Source organism: Oceaniferula flava (assembly GCF_016811075.1).
GTDB classification, from domain to species: domain Bacteria; phylum Verrucomicrobiota; class Verrucomicrobiia; order Verrucomicrobiales; family Akkermansiaceae; genus Oceaniferula; species Oceaniferula flava.
This window is the reverse complement of record NZ_JAFBGL010000018.1, coordinates 1-15113: the sequence shown is the minus strand read 5'-3', so window position 1 is coordinate 15113 and position 15113 is coordinate 1. Positions and strand designations below refer to the sequence as shown.

13 protein-coding genes are annotated in these 15113 nt (G+C 55.7%); all 13 read left to right on the top strand.

Annotated features, from left to right (window positions below; all coding sequences use genetic code 11):
• Nucleotides 1–4: 4 nt before the first annotated feature.
• The gene (sufB, locus tag JO972_RS16490) at nucleotides 5–1393 is read left to right on the top strand and encodes a Fe-S cluster assembly protein SufB (protein WP_309491190.1); all 1389 of its coding nucleotides are present in this window, start codon (nucleotides 5–7) and stop codon (nucleotides 1391–1393) included.
• 55 nt (nucleotides 1394–1448) lie between these two features.
• A complete protein-coding gene (gene sufD, locus JO972_RS16485) occupies nucleotides 1449–2618 on the top strand; it encodes a Fe-S cluster assembly protein SufD (protein WP_309491189.1) in 1170 nt (389 codons plus the stop codon).
• 481 nt (nucleotides 2619–3099) lie between these two features.
• On the top strand, nucleotides 3100–3717 hold the full coding sequence (cysC, locus tag JO972_RS16480; protein ID WP_309491188.1) for an adenylyl-sulfate kinase: 618 nt from the start codon (nucleotides 3100–3102) through the stop codon (nucleotides 3715–3717).
• 30 nt (nucleotides 3718–3747) lie between these two features.
• Nucleotides 3748–4653 carry a sulfate adenylyltransferase subunit CysD gene (gene cysD / locus JO972_RS16475; protein ID WP_309491187.1) on the top strand — a complete coding sequence of 302 codons (906 nt, stop codon included), beginning with the start codon at nucleotides 3748–3750 and terminating at the stop codon, nucleotides 4651–4653.
• Between the two features lie 52 nt (nucleotides 4654–4705).
• Complete coding sequence (gene cysN / locus JO972_RS16470) at nucleotides 4706–6010, top strand: sulfate adenylyltransferase subunit CysN (protein ID WP_309491186.1); 1305 nt, start codon at nucleotides 4706–4708, stop codon at nucleotides 6008–6010.
• A 467-nt stretch (nucleotides 6011–6477) separates the two neighbouring features.
• Nucleotides 6478–7590, top strand: a complete 1113-nt coding sequence (locus tag JO972_RS16465; RefSeq protein ID WP_309491185.1) for a DegT/DnrJ/EryC1/StrS family aminotransferase — start codon at nucleotides 6478–6480, stop codon at nucleotides 7588–7590.
• Nucleotides 7591–7598: 8 nt separating this feature from the next.
• Nucleotides 7599–8984, top strand: a complete 1386-nt coding sequence (locus tag JO972_RS16460; RefSeq protein ID WP_309491184.1) for a UDP-glucose 6-dehydrogenase — start codon at nucleotides 7599–7601, stop codon at nucleotides 8982–8984.
• A 72-nt stretch (nucleotides 8985–9056) separates the two neighbouring features.
• Nucleotides 9057–10058 carry a dTDP-glucose 4,6-dehydratase gene (rfbB, locus tag JO972_RS16455; protein WP_309491183.1) on the top strand — a complete coding sequence of 334 codons (1002 nt, stop codon included), beginning with the start codon at nucleotides 9057–9059 and terminating at the stop codon, nucleotides 10056–10058.
• 6 nt (nucleotides 10059–10064) lie between these two features.
• Nucleotides 10065–10994, top strand: coding sequence for a UDP-glucuronic acid decarboxylase family protein (locus JO972_RS16450; protein WP_309491182.1), 930 nt, complete (start codon nucleotides 10065–10067; stop codon nucleotides 10992–10994).
• Nucleotides 10995–11122: 128 nt separating this feature from the next.
• Nucleotides 11123–12241, top strand: a complete 1119-nt coding sequence (gmd, locus tag JO972_RS16445) for a GDP-mannose 4,6-dehydratase (protein WP_309491181.1) — start codon at nucleotides 11123–11125, stop codon at nucleotides 12239–12241.
• Between the two features lie 110 nt (nucleotides 12242–12351).
• Entirely contained in the window at nucleotides 12352–13347 is a 996-nt protein-coding gene (locus JO972_RS16440) for a hypothetical protein (protein ID WP_309491180.1), read from the top strand.
• 29 nt (nucleotides 13348–13376) lie between these two features.
• Complete coding sequence (locus JO972_RS16435) at nucleotides 13377–14324, top strand: GDP-L-fucose synthase family protein (protein ID WP_309491179.1); 948 nt, start codon at nucleotides 13377–13379, stop codon at nucleotides 14322–14324.
• A gap of 148 nt (nucleotides 14325–14472) precedes the next feature.
• Nucleotides 14473–15113 (top strand): FAD synthase family protein (locus tag JO972_RS16430; RefSeq protein ID WP_309491178.1); only part of this gene is annotated, 641 nt, incomplete at its 3' end.

Sequence of the window (15113 nt, the reverse complement as noted above, 5' to 3'; positions counted from 1 at the left end):
GGCGATCGACGTCGATCGCGCCAAGGGCGATTTCAGCTTTCCTGAAAACCACAAATTTGACGCCGGCGTAGGGCTTTCCTCTGATACAGTAGACTACATCAGTGACGTCAAAGATGATCCTGACTGGGTGCGTGAATTCCGTCACAAGGGGTTGGAAACGTTCCTCAAGAAACCAATGCCCACCAACTGGGCGACCAAGGATCTGGAGAACATCGATTTCGATAAAATCCGCTACTACCTCTCCGACGGCCAGAAGCCGAAGCGCAGCTGGGATGAAGTTCCTCCGGAAGTGCTGGAGACCTTCGAACGTCTCGGCGTGCCTGAGCAGGAACGTGCTTTCCTCGCCGGTGTGGAAGCTCAATACGACTCCGAAGCCGCCTACTCCAACGTCAAAGAGGAGCTGGAAAAGGATGGCGTGATCTTCGTCAACTCCACCGAAGCCCTGAAGGAGCACGAGGAAATCTTCCGCCCTTATTTCGGTAAAGTCATCCCTACCGGTGACAACAAATTCTCCGCCTTGAACAGCGCCGTTTTCTCCGGTGGATCGTTCATCTACATCCCGAAGGGGCTGAAGGTGAAACACCCGCTGCAGGCATACTTCCGCATTAACTCGGAAAACTTCGGTCAGTTCGAGCGCACGCTCATCATCGCCGATGAAGGATCCGAGGTGATGTACATGGAAGGCTGCACCGCACCGAAATTCGAAACCTCCACACTGCACTCGGCCGTGGTGGAATTGGTCGCCCTGAAAGGTGCCAAGATTCAATACGTCACCGTGCAGAATTGGAGCTCCAACGTCTTCAACCTGGTGACCAAACGTGGCCTCGCCATGGAGGATGCCGAGGTGCGCTGGATCGATTGTAACATCGGCTCCCGTCTTACCATGAAATACCCGGGTGTCGTCATGAAAGGCGAACGCGCTCGCGGCGAGGTGATCTCCATCGCGCTGGCCAACAGCGGTCAGCATCAGGACACCGGTGCCAAGATGATCCACGCAGCAGACAACACCACCTCGAACGTGGTTTCCAAGTCGATCTCGGTCGGCGAAGGTCGCTCCACTTATCGGGGCCAAGTTCACATTCCCAAGCATCTCAAAGGCTGCAAGAACAACACTGAGTGTGATGCCCTGATGATCAACGCCAACAGTAAAACCGATACCTACCCGGCGATCACGGTGCGAGGCAATCAGCACGTCACTCAGCACGAGGCCAGCGTCTCGCAGGTGAGTGAGGAAATGCTCTTCTACATGCAGCAGCGTGGTATCTCCGAAGCGGCCGCCATGTCCCTGGCGGTGAACGGTTTCATCAACGATCTCGTCAGCGAGTTCCCGATGGAATACAGCGTCGAACTCAAGCGCCTGATCGATCTCGAGATGGAAGGCAGCGTCGGCTAACATTCTGTGATCTGTCCGATCAGACGGATCCGTCCAATCAAATATTTCTCATAACATGACCATCACACTTCCCACCTGGTTCGCCGATCTCCAAGAGCAGGCCCAGAAAGAATACCAAGACCTGCCCATGCCATCGCGCAAGGATGAGACTTGGCGTTTCAGTAATCTCAAGCAGCTGGCCTTCGAGGACTTCACTCCCGAGGAAAGCAGCAACATCCAATACGACATCCCGTCCCTTCCGGAGGGTGTCATCTGCCTGCCTTTCGAGGAGGCACTCGAACAGCATGGAGAGCTTGTTAAAGAACACTTCATGAAAAGCGAGACCCGTCTGGGGTCCGCCAAGTTCGCCGCTCTCCACAAGGCGAACCTCAAAAGTGGACTCTTTGTCTACGTGCCAGACGGCGTCAAGGTAGAGCAGCCCATCGAGGTCAGCCACACCATCTCCGGGTCGAACAAAATTGCTTTCCCTCACACCCTGATCATCACCGGTAAAAACGCTGAGGTCAGCGTGTTGGATCGCTTTGCTTCCGCCAATGACGACGACACCAGCCTCTGCATTGCGGTCAACGATCTCATCGCCGGCGATGGCTCGAAGCTCACCTACTGCGCTGTGCAGGAGCTGAACTTGAGCAGTCGTATGATTCAGGTGAACGTCACCAAGGTCGGTCGTGATGCCCACGCCACCGCCTTCACCGCGAACACAGGTGCCCAATGGGCGCGCAACGAAGCTCTCAGCCTGATGGCCGGAGAGGGTGCGCACTCGGACATGCTTTCCTGCTCGGTTCCATCCGGCACGCAGCAATACGACCAACGCACCTACCAGCAGCACGCGTCACCGCACACCAACAGTGATCTACTCTACAAGAACACCCTCTACGGCAATGCCAAGACCGTGTTCTCAGGCCTGATCCTGGTGGATGAGGGAGCGCACTACACCGATGCCTATCAAACCTGCCGCAACTTGCTGATGGAAGACACCACCGAGGCAAACTCCATGCCCGGTCTGGAAATCAACGCCGACCAGGTGAAGTGCTCCCACGGAAGCACCTCCGCCAGCATCAGCGACGAGGAGATTTTCTACCTCTGCGCCCGCGGTATTCCACCGCAGCAGGCACGCCGCCTGATCGCCATCGGATTCTCCACGGATGTCATCGAACGCCTGCGCAACGAACGCCTCGAAGAGGTGGTTCTGGCTGCGGTCGATCGCAAATTCGCGAGCCTCTAAGGAACGATCCAAGGCGAATCGATACTTCGCCAAAATTAAATTGTTCATTTATTATTGAACATACACCCACCTCTATGGTCTGTTTCAGCAGCCGGAGGTGGGTTTTTTCGTTCCGGGTTGCGCATTTTTTCAAACACATCCGCATGGTTTTGGCTAACAAACGGTCAATCGACCAAGGGCGGCAGCGTGATGTCAAACTTTTCAAGGCTTCCTATATCGCTGAAAGTCATGACCTTACGCCTTAATCATTAGTAAGATTATAAACATAACAATGTTTTTAACTTGTTTGCACTGAGGGTCTGGGCCAAATCAACGCATCGGCCGACCCGAAGCAGGCTTTTTTCAGTCGTCTTCGATCTTCGCCTCAACCCAATCACGCCGCTTGACCAGCAAGGGCTTGCGCGCAGCAGCGAATAAGTCGCCGTCGAGGGGCAGGGGAGAGCCAACAAGCCGAGCCAGCATTTCCGTTAATTATCATTTCATGAGCCAAGCGACCAATATCCACCCGGAATACCAACGCCAAGTGCCACGTGAGCAAAAGGAGCAACTCCTTGGGCAGCGCGGTCAGGTGATCTGGTTGTATGGGCTATCCGGTTCCGGCAAATCCACCATTGCCAACGCCTTGGAACGCCAACTCCACGGCGCCGGTCGCCTGGTGGCCATGCTCGATGGCGATAACCTCCGCAGCGGCTTGAACAGCAATCTCGGCTTCACCGATGAGGATCGCTGCGAGAACATCCGCCGCGTTGCGGAAATGGCCAAGTCCGTGGTCCGCACCGGAGCGATTGTCTTGGTCTCTGTGATCACTCCGCGCGAGGCCTTCCGCCAGTCCGCCCGCGAGATCATTGGCGATGACGATTTCCTCGAGGTCTATGTCAAAGCCTCCTTCGAGACCTGCCGCCAGCGCGATGTCAAAGGTCTCTACGACAAGGCCGATGCCGGCAAAATCGCCAACTTCACCGGTCAGGCGTCCGCTTTCGAAGAGCCAAGCCATGCCGATCTGGTGCTCAACACCGAAGATCATTCACTCGAAGCCTGCCTCGAGCAGCTGCTCAGCCTCGTCACCTCAAGAATCTCCCTGCCAAGCGCAGGCTGTTAATTTTCCGACACCCGTCATCACTATCTAACCATGTCATCCTACGCACTCAGCCACCTTGACCATCTCGAATCGGAGGCGATTTTCATCCTCCGTGAGACTGCCGCCCAGTTTGAGAACCCCGTTCTGCTTTTCTCCGGAGGAAAGGACTCCATCGTCATGGCGCATCTCGCCTACAAGGCATTTGCCCCGGCCAAGATTCCCTTCGTCCTGATGCACGTCGATACCGGCCACAATTTCCCTGAGACCATGGAGTTTCGCGATCAGTTTGTGGAGAAAATCGGCGCCCGCCTGGTGGTTGCCAGCGTGCAAGATTCCATCGATCAAGGCCGCGTCACCGAAGAAACCGGCGTCAACGCCAGCCGCAACGGACTGCAAACCGTCACCCTGCTCGACGGCATCGAGGAGAACCAATTTGATGCCGCCCTCGGTGGTGGTCGCCGCGACGAGGAAAAGGCCCGTGCCAAGGAGCGCTTCTTCTCCCACCGTGACGATTTCGGTCAGTGGGACCCCAAGAACCAGCGCCCCGAGCTCTGGAATATCTTCAACGGCCGCAAGCAACACGGCGAGCACTTTCGCGTGTTCCCGCTGTCGAACTGGACCGAGATGGATGTCTGGCAGTATATCAAAAAGGAAAACATCGACCTGCCGAATCTCTACTTCTCCCACGAACGCGAAGTCTTCATGCGTAACGGCTCACTGCTCGCCGTCACCGACTTTGTCACTGTGCAAAAGCACGAGACGGTGGAGAAGAAAATCGTCCGTTTCCGCACCATCGGCGATGCCACCTGCACCGGTGCCGTGGAATCTCCCGCGGCGGATATCGATGCCGTGATTCAGGAAGTGGCCTCCGCCCGCCAGACCGAGCGTGGCACCCGCTCCGATGACAAACGTTCCGAAACCGCCATGGAGGACCGCAAGAAGGAAGGTTACTTCTAGGCCTTGCCCCAGCCCCACACCCGTTTCATCTAACACTAACTCAATTTTTCCGATGTCTACACCATCCACCTCAGATCTCCCATCCTCCGCCGATACCTCCGGCTACCTCGATATGGACCTGCTCCGCTTCACCACGGCCGGCAGCGTCGACGACGGCAAGTCCACGCTGATTGGTCGTCTCCTCTACGATTCCAAAAACACCTTTGAGGATCAAATGGACGCCGTCGAGCAGTCCAGCAAATCCCGCGGTGATGAAAATGTGAACCTCGCCCTGCTGACCGACGGTCTCAAGGCCGAGCGCGAACAGGGGATCACCATCGATGTGGCCTACCGCTACTTCGCCACGCCGAAGCGCAAGTTCATCATCGCCGATACTCCGGGCCACATTCAATACACCCGCAACATGGTCACCGGTGCTTCCACCGCGAACCTCGCAATCATCCTGGTGGATGCCCGCAAGGGCGTCATCGAGCAAACCTGCCGCCACTCCTTCATCGCCAGCCTGCTGCGCATCCAGCACATCGTGGTCTGCGTCAACAAGATGGACCTCGTTGATTACTCCCAGGAGGTCTACGACAAGATTGTCGAGGATTACAAAGACTTCGCCTCCCGCCTGGACAATGTGGTGGATATCACCTTCATCCCGATCTCAGCTCTGAATGGCGACAACGTCGTGGACAAGTCGGAAAACATGGACTGGTATCAAGGTTCATCCCTTCTCTACCACCTCGAGACCGTTTACATCGGCAACCAGGAGAACCATGTCGAGGCACGTTTCCCCGTCCAGTGGGTGATCCGTCCCCAGTCCGATCAGTGGCACGATTTCCGCGGCTACGCAGGTCGAGTCGCCGGTGGCGTTTTTAAACCGGGCGACGCAGTCACCGTGCAGCCTTCCGGATTTTCCACCCAGATCAAAGCTATCCATGCCGACGGCAAGGAAGTGGGTGAAGCCTACGCTCCGCTGTCCGTGGCCATCACCCTGGAGGACGAAATCGATATCTCCCGTGGCGACATGATCGTGAAATCGAACAACCCGCCGCATGTCGGTCAGGACATCGATGCCATGATCTGCTGGTTCTCGGACAAACCGATGCAGCCACGTGGAAAATACATCATCCGCCACACCTCCCGCGAGGCCAAGGCGCTGATGAAGGCGGTGAACTACAAGGTGAACATCAACACCTTGCACAAGATTGAAGACGACCTCGAATTCAAGCTCAACGACATCGGTCGCATCACCCTGCGCACCTCGGCCCCGCTGATCTACGATTCCTACAAGCGCAACCGCACCACCGGCTCGTTCATCCTCATCGATGCAATGACTAATGAAACGGTCGCCGCAGGTATGATCATCTAGACCTCAACAAGGGCTCGTCATCCCGGCGAGCCCTACCAATGGACCGGGCCATCCTGCCCAGACAGATGGCCTGGTTAGTCAGGGCAGCTTGCCCTGATATCTATTTGGTAGGGCAAATTGCGTGTCCGACTGAAGCCATCACAAAGGAATTAGCGCAATCTGTTTGATGGTAAGGCAGGTTCTCCTCAATCTGTTTAATGGTAGGGCAGATTGGCCACAATCTGCCGGATCGAAGCCATTCCCCCCGGCCTCACTCCATCCACCCCCACCACCAAAAACCCCGCTCTGCCGCCACACACCAGTGGCGCATCGTGCGCCGTTCTCCGGCGCGCTTCCCCTCCTACTTGAACAGGACTGGGATCATTTTGTGACTATTTTACCCCTCAGAGGGGATTGACGACTAACAGCACAAAGTCTAACAAAGTCTTTCGTGCCCCACCACGCATGCTCGGCATGCCGCAAGACCTATGAATGTACCACTACTTGATGTAAACGCCCAGAATCATCCCATCGCGGAGGAGTTGCGGGCAGCTTTTGACGGAGTGCTCGAAACCGGACGCTTCATCATGGGCGCAGAGGTAGAGCAGTTCGAGGCCGAACTCGCCGAATTCCTCGGAGTCAAACATGCCATCGGTGTGTCGTCCGGCACCGATGCCATCCTGCTCGCCCTGATGGCTCTCGGCATTGGCCAGGGCGACGAGGTGATCTGCCCGAGCTTTACCTTCTTCGCCACCGCCGGTTGCATCGCCCGCACCGGAGCGACCCCCGTTTTCTGCGATTGCCATCCGGACACCTTCAACATCGATTTTGCATCGGCCGAGCAGTGTCTATCAGACAAAACCAAAGCCATCATCCCCGTGCACCTGTTCGGCCAATCGGTCGATATGGATGCCTGCGCCGCCTTTGCCGAGAAGCACGAGCTGAAGGTCATCGAGGATACTGCGCAGTCGCTGGGAGCGAAGTTTGGCGATCGCTCATGCGGCGCCATGTCCGAGTTCGGAACCTATAGCTTTTTCCCATCGAAAAACCTCGGAGGGCTTGGCGATGGTGGCCTGTTAGTCACCCAGGACGATGAGCTGGCAGACATTGCCATCAAGATGCGCAACCACGGCATGCACCCGCGCTACTACCACCAAATGGTCGGTGGCAACTTCCGCCTCGATGCCCTGCAGGCGGCACTGCTCCGCGTGAAGTTCTCCCACTACGCGGACTACACCCGTCAACGTCAGGAAAATGCCGCTTATTACAAAGAGCAGCTCAAAGATCTCGAGGGAGTCATTTTACCGGTCGAGCAAGACGGCTACGAACACATCTGGAACCAGTTCACTCTGCGCGTGGAACATGGACAGCGTGACGCCCTCAAGGAGCACCTCACGGAAAATGGCATCGGCTGCGAAATTTACTACCCGGTGCCGATGCACCAGCAGCAATGTTTTGCCCACCTGGAAAGCCTGCAGCGCACCTCGCTGAAGGTCACCGATGAACTGGCATCTAACGTGCTTAGCATTCCGGTCTACCCCGAACTCAACCGCGACCAGCAAGACGCTGTGATCGCCGCTCTCAAATCATTCAACGCATAATATATTTCATGAAATTACCTAAAAGAATTTGCTGCATTGGCGCCGGCTATGTCGGTGGCCCCACCATGGCGATGATCGCCGCTAAGTGCCCGGACATCCGCGTGGATGTGGTCGATATTAACGAAGACCGGATTGGCGCATGGAACTCGGACGAGCTCCCTGTGTTCGAGCCCGGCCTGCAGGAAATCGTCGAGGGGTCACGTGGCACCAATTTGTTCTTCTCCACCGAGGTGGAGGAGCGTGTGGCCGAGGCGGACATCATCTTCGTCGCCGTGGGCACTCCCACCAAGACCTACGGCATGGGCGCCGGTCGCGCTGCAGACCTCTGCTACATCGAGTCGGCCGCCCGCATGATCGCCAAGGTCAGCAAAGGCCCGAAGATCATTGTGGAAAAAAGCACCATTCCCGTGCGCACCGCCGAGGCACTCAATGCGATTCTCGGCGCCAACTCCGAGCATGGAAAATTCCAGGTGCTCTCGAACCCCGAGTTCCTCGCCGAAGGCACCGCAGTGACCGATCTGCAGAACCCCGACCGTATTCTCATCGGTGGCGAGAAAACCGAAGCCGGTGATGCTGCTGTGGAAACTCTGGTCAATGTCTACAATCAGTGGATTCCCCGCGAACGCATCCTGACCACCAACCTCTGGTCGTCGGAGCTTTCCAAGCTCGTTGCCAACGCCTTCCTGGCCCAGCGGATTTCTTCCATCAACTCGATCTCCGCTCTCTGTGAAACCACAGGTGCCGACGTCGATGAAGTAGCCCGCGCCATTGGCATGGACTCCCGCATCGGACCCAAGTTCTTAAAAGCATCCGTCGGATTTGGCGGCTCGTGTTTCCAGAAGGACATCCTCAACCTCGTCTACCTCTGCGAGCACTTCGGCCTGCCTGAGGTGGCCGCATACTGGGACAGCGTGATTAAGATGAACGATTGGCAGAAGTCCCGCTTCGCCGAGAAAATCGTCAAAACCTTGTTCAATACCGTTAACGGCAAACGCATTGCCATCTGGGGCTTTGCCTTTAAAAAGGACACCAACGACACCCGCGAGTCGGCATCGATTTATGTCTGTAAAGACCTGTTGTTAGAAGGTGCGCAGATCGCACTTTACGATCCCCGCGTGCCGGAAGCCAGTATCCACGCCGACCTGAAATACGCTGGTGTGCCAGCCGAGGTGATCGAGAAGCAACTCACCATCTGCTCGTCCTGCGAAGAGGCGGCCGAGCACTCGCACGGTGTCGCCGTGATGACCGAATGGGATGAATTCTGCGACACCGATTTCGATCGTGTGCTCGAAAACATGTATAAACCCGCCTTCCTCTTCGATGGTCGCAATCTTCTGGATCACGCAGCGCTCGAGGAAAAAGGTTTCTCGGTCTACGCCATCGGCAAAGGCTAGGCAGGATAGGGTGCGTCGGTTTCGGCGCAGCCACTTCTTGCTGTCGGCTCTCCCTGCGAGCCCACTGATCTTATGAATATCCTGGTCACAGGTGGTGCTGGTTTCATCGCCTCGGCCATCGTCCGCCAGCTGGTGCGTGAGCAACGCGGCCAGGTGGTGAACGTGGATAAACTCACTTACGCGGCGGATTTATCCCGACTCGATGAGTGCCGGCACTCCGCGAACTACCACTTTGTAAAAGCGGACGTCAACGATCAGGCCGTGATGCGCCAGCTGCTGGCGGACTACCAGATCGGTGCCGTCATTCATGCCGCCGCAGAAACCCACGTCGATCGCTCGATTGGTTCGCCCGAGCCATTTTTGCACAGCAATGTGGCTGGCACCTATGCATTGCTCGAAGTGCTGCGCTCTCACCTCGAAACGCTGACCGAGACCGAACGCGAAACCTTCCGGCTGGTGCAGATTTCCACCGATGAAGTCTACGGCGACTTGGTGGGCGAGGAGAAAGCCAAGGAGTCCGCACCTTATCGACCCAGTTCTCCCTACGCCGCCAGCAAGGCCGCAGCAGACCATCTGGTTCGTGCCTGGTCGCGCACCTACGGCATCCCCAGCCTGATCACCCACAGCGCGAATAATTACGGCCCCGGCCAACATCCGGAAAAACTCATCCCCAAGGTCATTGCCCAGGCTCTCGCCCGCAAGCCGATCCCGGTGTTTGGTGCTGGTAATCAGGTGCGCGATTGGATTCACGTCGAGGACCACGCCCGGGCCGTCATCACCGTCTTGGACCACGGCCGGTTGGGGGAGAGTTATAACATTTCCACCGGCGACGAGCGGGTGAATCTCGATCTGATCCGGCAACTTTGCGATATCATCGATCGATGTGTTGACTCTAACAGTGAAGCTGGAGTATTTCAACACCAGCAGTTAATCGAGCACGTCGAGGATCGCCCCGGCCATGACATGCGCTACGCGATGAATACCGATCGACTCACGCAGCTTGGCTGGACCCCCCAAATCGATTTCGAACAAGGCCTTAAGGCTACTATTCTCTCAGCACTAAACTATACCTAACACTCTATGAAAAGAATTCTTGTCACCGGTGGAGCTGGATTCCTTGGCTCTCACTTATGCGACCGCCTCCTCGCTGAGGGCAATGAGGTCATCTCTCTCGATAACTACTTCACCGGTAGCAAACAGAACATTACTCATCTGGCAGGGAACCCGATGTTCGAGCAGGTTCGCCACGATGTCATCGATCCCTTCAAGTTCGAGGTCGATCAGATTTACAACCTCGCATGCCCCGCCTCGCCACCGCACTACCAATACAATGCGATCAAGACCATCAAGACTTCCGTCATGGGCGCGATCAATTGCCTCGGTCTGGCCAAGCGCTGCAAAGCCAGAGTCTTCCAAGCTTCTACCTCCGAAGTCTACGGCGACCCAGATGTCCACCCACAGCCAGAGTCGTATTGGGGAAATGTGAACCCAATCGGTATCAGATCGTGCTACGATGAAGGCAAGCGCGCTGCCGAGACCTTGTTCATGGACTATCATCGCCAAAATGGGGTCGATATCCGCATTGTGCGGATTTTCAATACCTACGGCCCGCGGATGAACCCGGAGGACGGTCGCGTGGTTTCTAACTTTATCTGTCAGGCCCTGCGCGGTGAGGACATCACCATTTATGGCGACGGCCAGCAGACACGTTCGTTCTGCTACGTCGACGACCTGATTGAAGGCTTTGTCCGCCTGATGAACCAGGATGAAATCACCGGCCCCATCAACATCGGCAACCCCGGTGAGTTCACCATGTTGGAGCTGGCCGAACACATCATGGCGAAGGTCGGCAGTAAGTCGAAGTTGGTGTTCCAAGACCTTCCTGGTGACGATCCCAAACAGCGGCAGCCCGACATCACCCTGGCGAAGGAAAAGCTCGATTGGCAACCGACCGTCGACCTCGACACCGGCCTCGACCGCACCATCGACTACTTCCGCAGCGTCATCTAACAAACTCTTGCTAGGGCGGATTGACCTCAATCCGCCGGACCAAAGCTCATCGTCCCTCACATTTCGCTCCATCGCGTCAAAATTCGCCCAATTCGCAAAATTCGCGGTCAACAATCACCAATACCCTCATGAAAAAAGCACTCATCACCGGCATCACCGGCCAAGACGGTTCCTACCTGGCAGAATTCCTGCTTGAGAAAGGTTATGAAGTCCACGGGATCAAACGCCGTGCTTCCTCGTTTAACACCGAACGGGTGGATCACATCTACCAGGACCCTCATATCGAGAACGCCCGCTTCCACCTGCACTACGGCGATCTCACCGATACCTCGAACCTCACGCGCATCATCAGTGAGATTCAGCCGGATGAGGTCTACAACCTCGGCGCCCAGTCCCACGTCGCCGTTTCCTTCGAGTCACCGGAATACACCGCGGACGTCGATGCCATCGGAGCGCTGAGATTGTTAGAGGCGATCCGCTTTTTGGGATTGGAAAAGAAGACCCGCTTCTATCAGGCATCCACCTCGGAACTTTACGGTCTGGTGCAGGAGACGCCGCAGAAGGAAACCACCCCCTTCCACCCACGTTCTCCCTACGCCGTGGCCAAGATGTATGCCTACTGGATCACGGTGAACTACCGCGAGGCCTACGGCATGTATGCCTGTAACGGCATTCTGTTCAACCACGAGTCACCGCGCCGCGGCGAAACCTTCGTCACACGCAAAATCACCCGCGCCATCGCCAATATCGCCTATGGGCTAGAGGATTGTCTCTACCTTGGAAACATGGACGCCCTGCGCGATTGGGGACATGCCAAGGACTACGTGCGTATGCAGTGGATGATGCTGCAGCAAGAGGTGGCCGATGATTTTGTCATCGCCACCGGCAGCCAAATTTCCGTGCGGGACTTCGTGCGCCTGTCCGCCAAGGAAGCAGGCATCGAACTCTCGTTCAGTGGCGAGGGCGTCGGGGAAACCGCCACAGTCAGCGCCATCACCGACCCTGAAAAGGCGCCGGGTGTCACCGTCGGCGATGTCATCGTCCGCGTCGACCCCCGCTACTTCCGCCCCGCCGAAGTGGAAACCCTGTTAGGTGATCCCACCAAGGCGAAGGAGAAACTCGGCTGGACCCCCGAGATCACCGTCGAGACAATGTGCGCCGAAATGGTCGCCAACGATCTCGATAAAGCCAAACGCCACGCCCTGCTGAAACAACATGGCTACGATGTGACTTTCAGTAAGGAGTGAGATCATCCCTACGAAAAGAGCGAGTCTGAATGTAAGGTAAGGATGAAGCAAAACATTAAAAGATAATGGCAAAGAGTAATATAGATGAGAGTTTGGTAATCGTTTCATGGATGTTTTCCGCCGATGAAGGGGATAATTCAAATCATCCCCAAGTCGGCACTAACATTGGAGCACAACGGGTAAAAAATCATTATTGGCGATCTGCAGTGTGCCTTTACGCCAGTGCACACGCCCATCACCCGGAGGCTCGTAAGATTCTATTGGTGAATAAAATGCCACCTGAGACAATTGATGGTTACGATTACAGATCTTTGCTAGATCGCTTCAATGTTGAACTCGTAGAGTTTGATTCAATCACCCGACCGCCGGAAGGTTATCACACAGGATGGAATACCCAGTTTATAGTCATCGATGCGCTCGAAACTCTTTGGCGTAAAGTGAGTCCAACTTCACAAGTGATGCTACTGGATAGCGATTGCCTATTTGTAAAACCCGTCGATCAAGAAATCATCGATCGAGTTAAAAAATTAGGTGTTCTCCAGTATACTCTGTGGGACGCGGATGATATTTCTGAAAACGGGCTCACCAACTATGAGTTGGCAGAATTAGGTCGCGAATATTCTGATCAGGTTACTACTGATGTGATCAAGTATGCTGGTGGTGAAATATTCTTTGGTGATTACAAAGCCTTGGAATCAGTAATCAAAGAAGCACGCAGAGCTTATGACATATCAATCAAGCGTAATAGCAAAGGGTTGAAAAAATTCAACGAGGAGGCTCACCTGCTCAGCTATGTGTATCACTTGGTAGGAGGAAAGGATTACTCTGCGAATGATCTAATTAAGAGAATTTGGACGGATCGAAGCCTATATTGCACAGTCAATGGAGAAGAGAACAACCTGACGATCTGGCATTTACCAGCTGAGAAAAAAACCTCACTTCGCAAGATGTATCAAATTTTGGGAAGGGGTGGTGACTATTTCACTGATATCGAGAAATGCTCGGTATTCTTCAATGTGACTGCGACGAAGTTAAGTCTCTTCAAAATGTATTTGCGAAATCAAGCTCGGCGATTGGTGAAAGTTTATCGCAAGTTGAAATCCTAAGGGTCCGAGAACTTAAAATTCAATTCGTGATGGAATTAAAATCCCTCCTCATCCTCGGTGCCGGCGGCATGGTCGGCTCCGCTCTGAACCGCGCGGCGCAGGACCGCGGCTATGCCGAGACCCTCACTCCGTCGAGCCGAGACCTCGATCTCACTAGCCAGTCGGAAACCCACGCCTACCTGGCTGAGCACCGACCCGATCAAGTCATTGTCGCTGCCGCGAAAGTCGGCGGCATCCACGCCAACAGCACCTACCCGGCCGAGTTCATTTACAAGAACCTGATGATCGCTGCCAATGCGGTGGAGGGGTCCTATCAGGCGGGTGTCAAAGAGCTGCTCTTCCTCGGTAGCTCCTGCATCTATCCGAAAATGGCCCCCCAGCCGATGCCGGAAAGTTGTCTGCTCACGTCCGAGCTCGAACCGACCAATGAAGCTTACGCCGTGGCCAAAATTGCCGGTCTGAAACTCTGCCAGCACTACCGCGCGCAGTATGGGGTGAAGTATCACTCCGCCATGCCGACCAATCTTTACGGCCCCGGCGATAACTACCACCCGGAAAATTCCCACGTCATCCCCGCGATGATCCGTCGCTTTCATGAGGCCAAAGAATCCGCTGCGGAATCCGTCACCATCTGGGGCACCGGCATTCCGCGCCGTGAGTTCCTCTACGTCGACGACCTTGCCGACGCCTGCTTCCACCTGATGGCATTGGAAAATCCGCCCGACTGGGTCAACGTCGGCTACGGCGAGGACATCACCATCTTGGAACTTGCCCAAGCGGTCGCCCGCGCGGTCGGGTTCACCGGCGCCATCGAGACCGACCCCAGTAAACCAGACGGCACCCCGCGTAAATTGATGGACAACAGCATCCTCCGCTCACTCGATTGGCAACCGTCGGTTGCCCTCGAACAAGGCCTCAAGCACGCCTATCAAAATTTCTTAGACTCCGAACAAAGCGGCACCGTAAGAGCCGTCTAACGGGTCATGGTAGAGCAGGAGGATGGTAGGGCAGATTGGCCTCAATCTGCCGGATCGAAGCCCTTCACGCCGCCTCCCACTCAATCGCCTCCAACACCACCCACCTTCCTTTAAAAAAGCACCCTTAGCTTCTCCCAACCCACTTTCCATGAAACGCATTTTTGTCTCCGGCTGCTACGACATCATCCACGCCGGCCACCTCCAATTTTTTGAAGAAGCTCGCTCGTTAGGCGACCACCTCACCGTCAGTTTTGCCTCCGAGGATGTACTCTGGCATCACAAACAACGCAGGTCGTCCATCCCCGACGAACATAAAAAAGCCGTGCTCGAGGGGCTGAGAATGGTCGATGAAGTGATCATCGGCACCGACCACGACCTCGGTCTCGATTTCAAAAGCTACTTCCTCGAAGCCAAGCCTGACATCCTCGCCGTCACCGAGGACGATCAATACGAGGCGATCAAACGCGACCTCTGTGATCAAGTCGGCTGCACCTATCGCGTGCTGCCGAAGACTCCACCGAAATTCGATCCCGTGTCTACCTCGGGCATCGTCAAGTGGGTCAAGGCCCCTACCGAATCGCCTTTGCGGGTCGATTTCGCCGGCGGTTGGTTAGACGTGCCGCGCCACGCCCGTGAGGGAGCTTTTATCGTCAACTGCGCCATCTCACCGCTGGTTAGCTTGCGCGATTGGACGTATGAAAAACGCTCCGGTCTCGGCGGCAGCGGCGCCTGGGCCTTGCTGAACGGTGAGGACGGCGTCGACTCCGAACTCGACCTCGGCGTCGGCTG

What these genes read in the sequence shown, in the direction of transcription:
- sufD (WP_309491189.1), top strand. Translation starts at nt 1,449, where the DNA reads ATGACCATCACACTTCCCACCTGGTTCGCCGATCTCCAAGAGCAGGCC.
- cysC (WP_309491188.1), top strand. Translation starts at nt 3,100, where the DNA reads ATGAGCCAAGCGACCAATATCCACCCGGAATACCAACGCCAAGTGCCA.
- cysD (WP_309491187.1), top strand. Translation starts at nt 3,748, where the DNA reads ATGTCATCCTACGCACTCAGCCACCTTGACCATCTCGAATCGGAGGCG.
- cysN (WP_309491186.1), top strand. Translation starts at nt 4,706, where the DNA reads ATGTCTACACCATCCACCTCAGATCTCCCATCCTCCGCCGATACCTCC.
- JO972_RS16465 (WP_309491185.1), top strand. Translation starts at nt 6,478, where the DNA reads ATGAATGTACCACTACTTGATGTAAACGCCCAGAATCATCCCATCGCG.
- JO972_RS16460 (WP_309491184.1), top strand. Translation starts at nt 7,599, where the DNA reads ATGAAATTACCTAAAAGAATTTGCTGCATTGGCGCCGGCTATGTCGGT.
- rfbB (WP_309491183.1), top strand. Translation starts at nt 9,057, where the DNA reads ATGAATATCCTGGTCACAGGTGGTGCTGGTTTCATCGCCTCGGCCATC.
- JO972_RS16450 (WP_309491182.1), top strand. Translation starts at nt 10,065, where the DNA reads ATGAAAAGAATTCTTGTCACCGGTGGAGCTGGATTCCTTGGCTCTCAC.
- gmd (WP_309491181.1), top strand. Translation starts at nt 11,123, where the DNA reads ATGAAAAAAGCACTCATCACCGGCATCACCGGCCAAGACGGTTCCTAC.
- JO972_RS16440 (WP_309491180.1), top strand. Translation starts at nt 12,352, where the DNA reads ATGTTTTCCGCCGATGAAGGGGATAATTCAAATCATCCCCAAGTCGGC.
- JO972_RS16435 (WP_309491179.1), top strand. Translation starts at nt 13,377, where the DNA reads ATGGAATTAAAATCCCTCCTCATCCTCGGTGCCGGCGGCATGGTCGGC.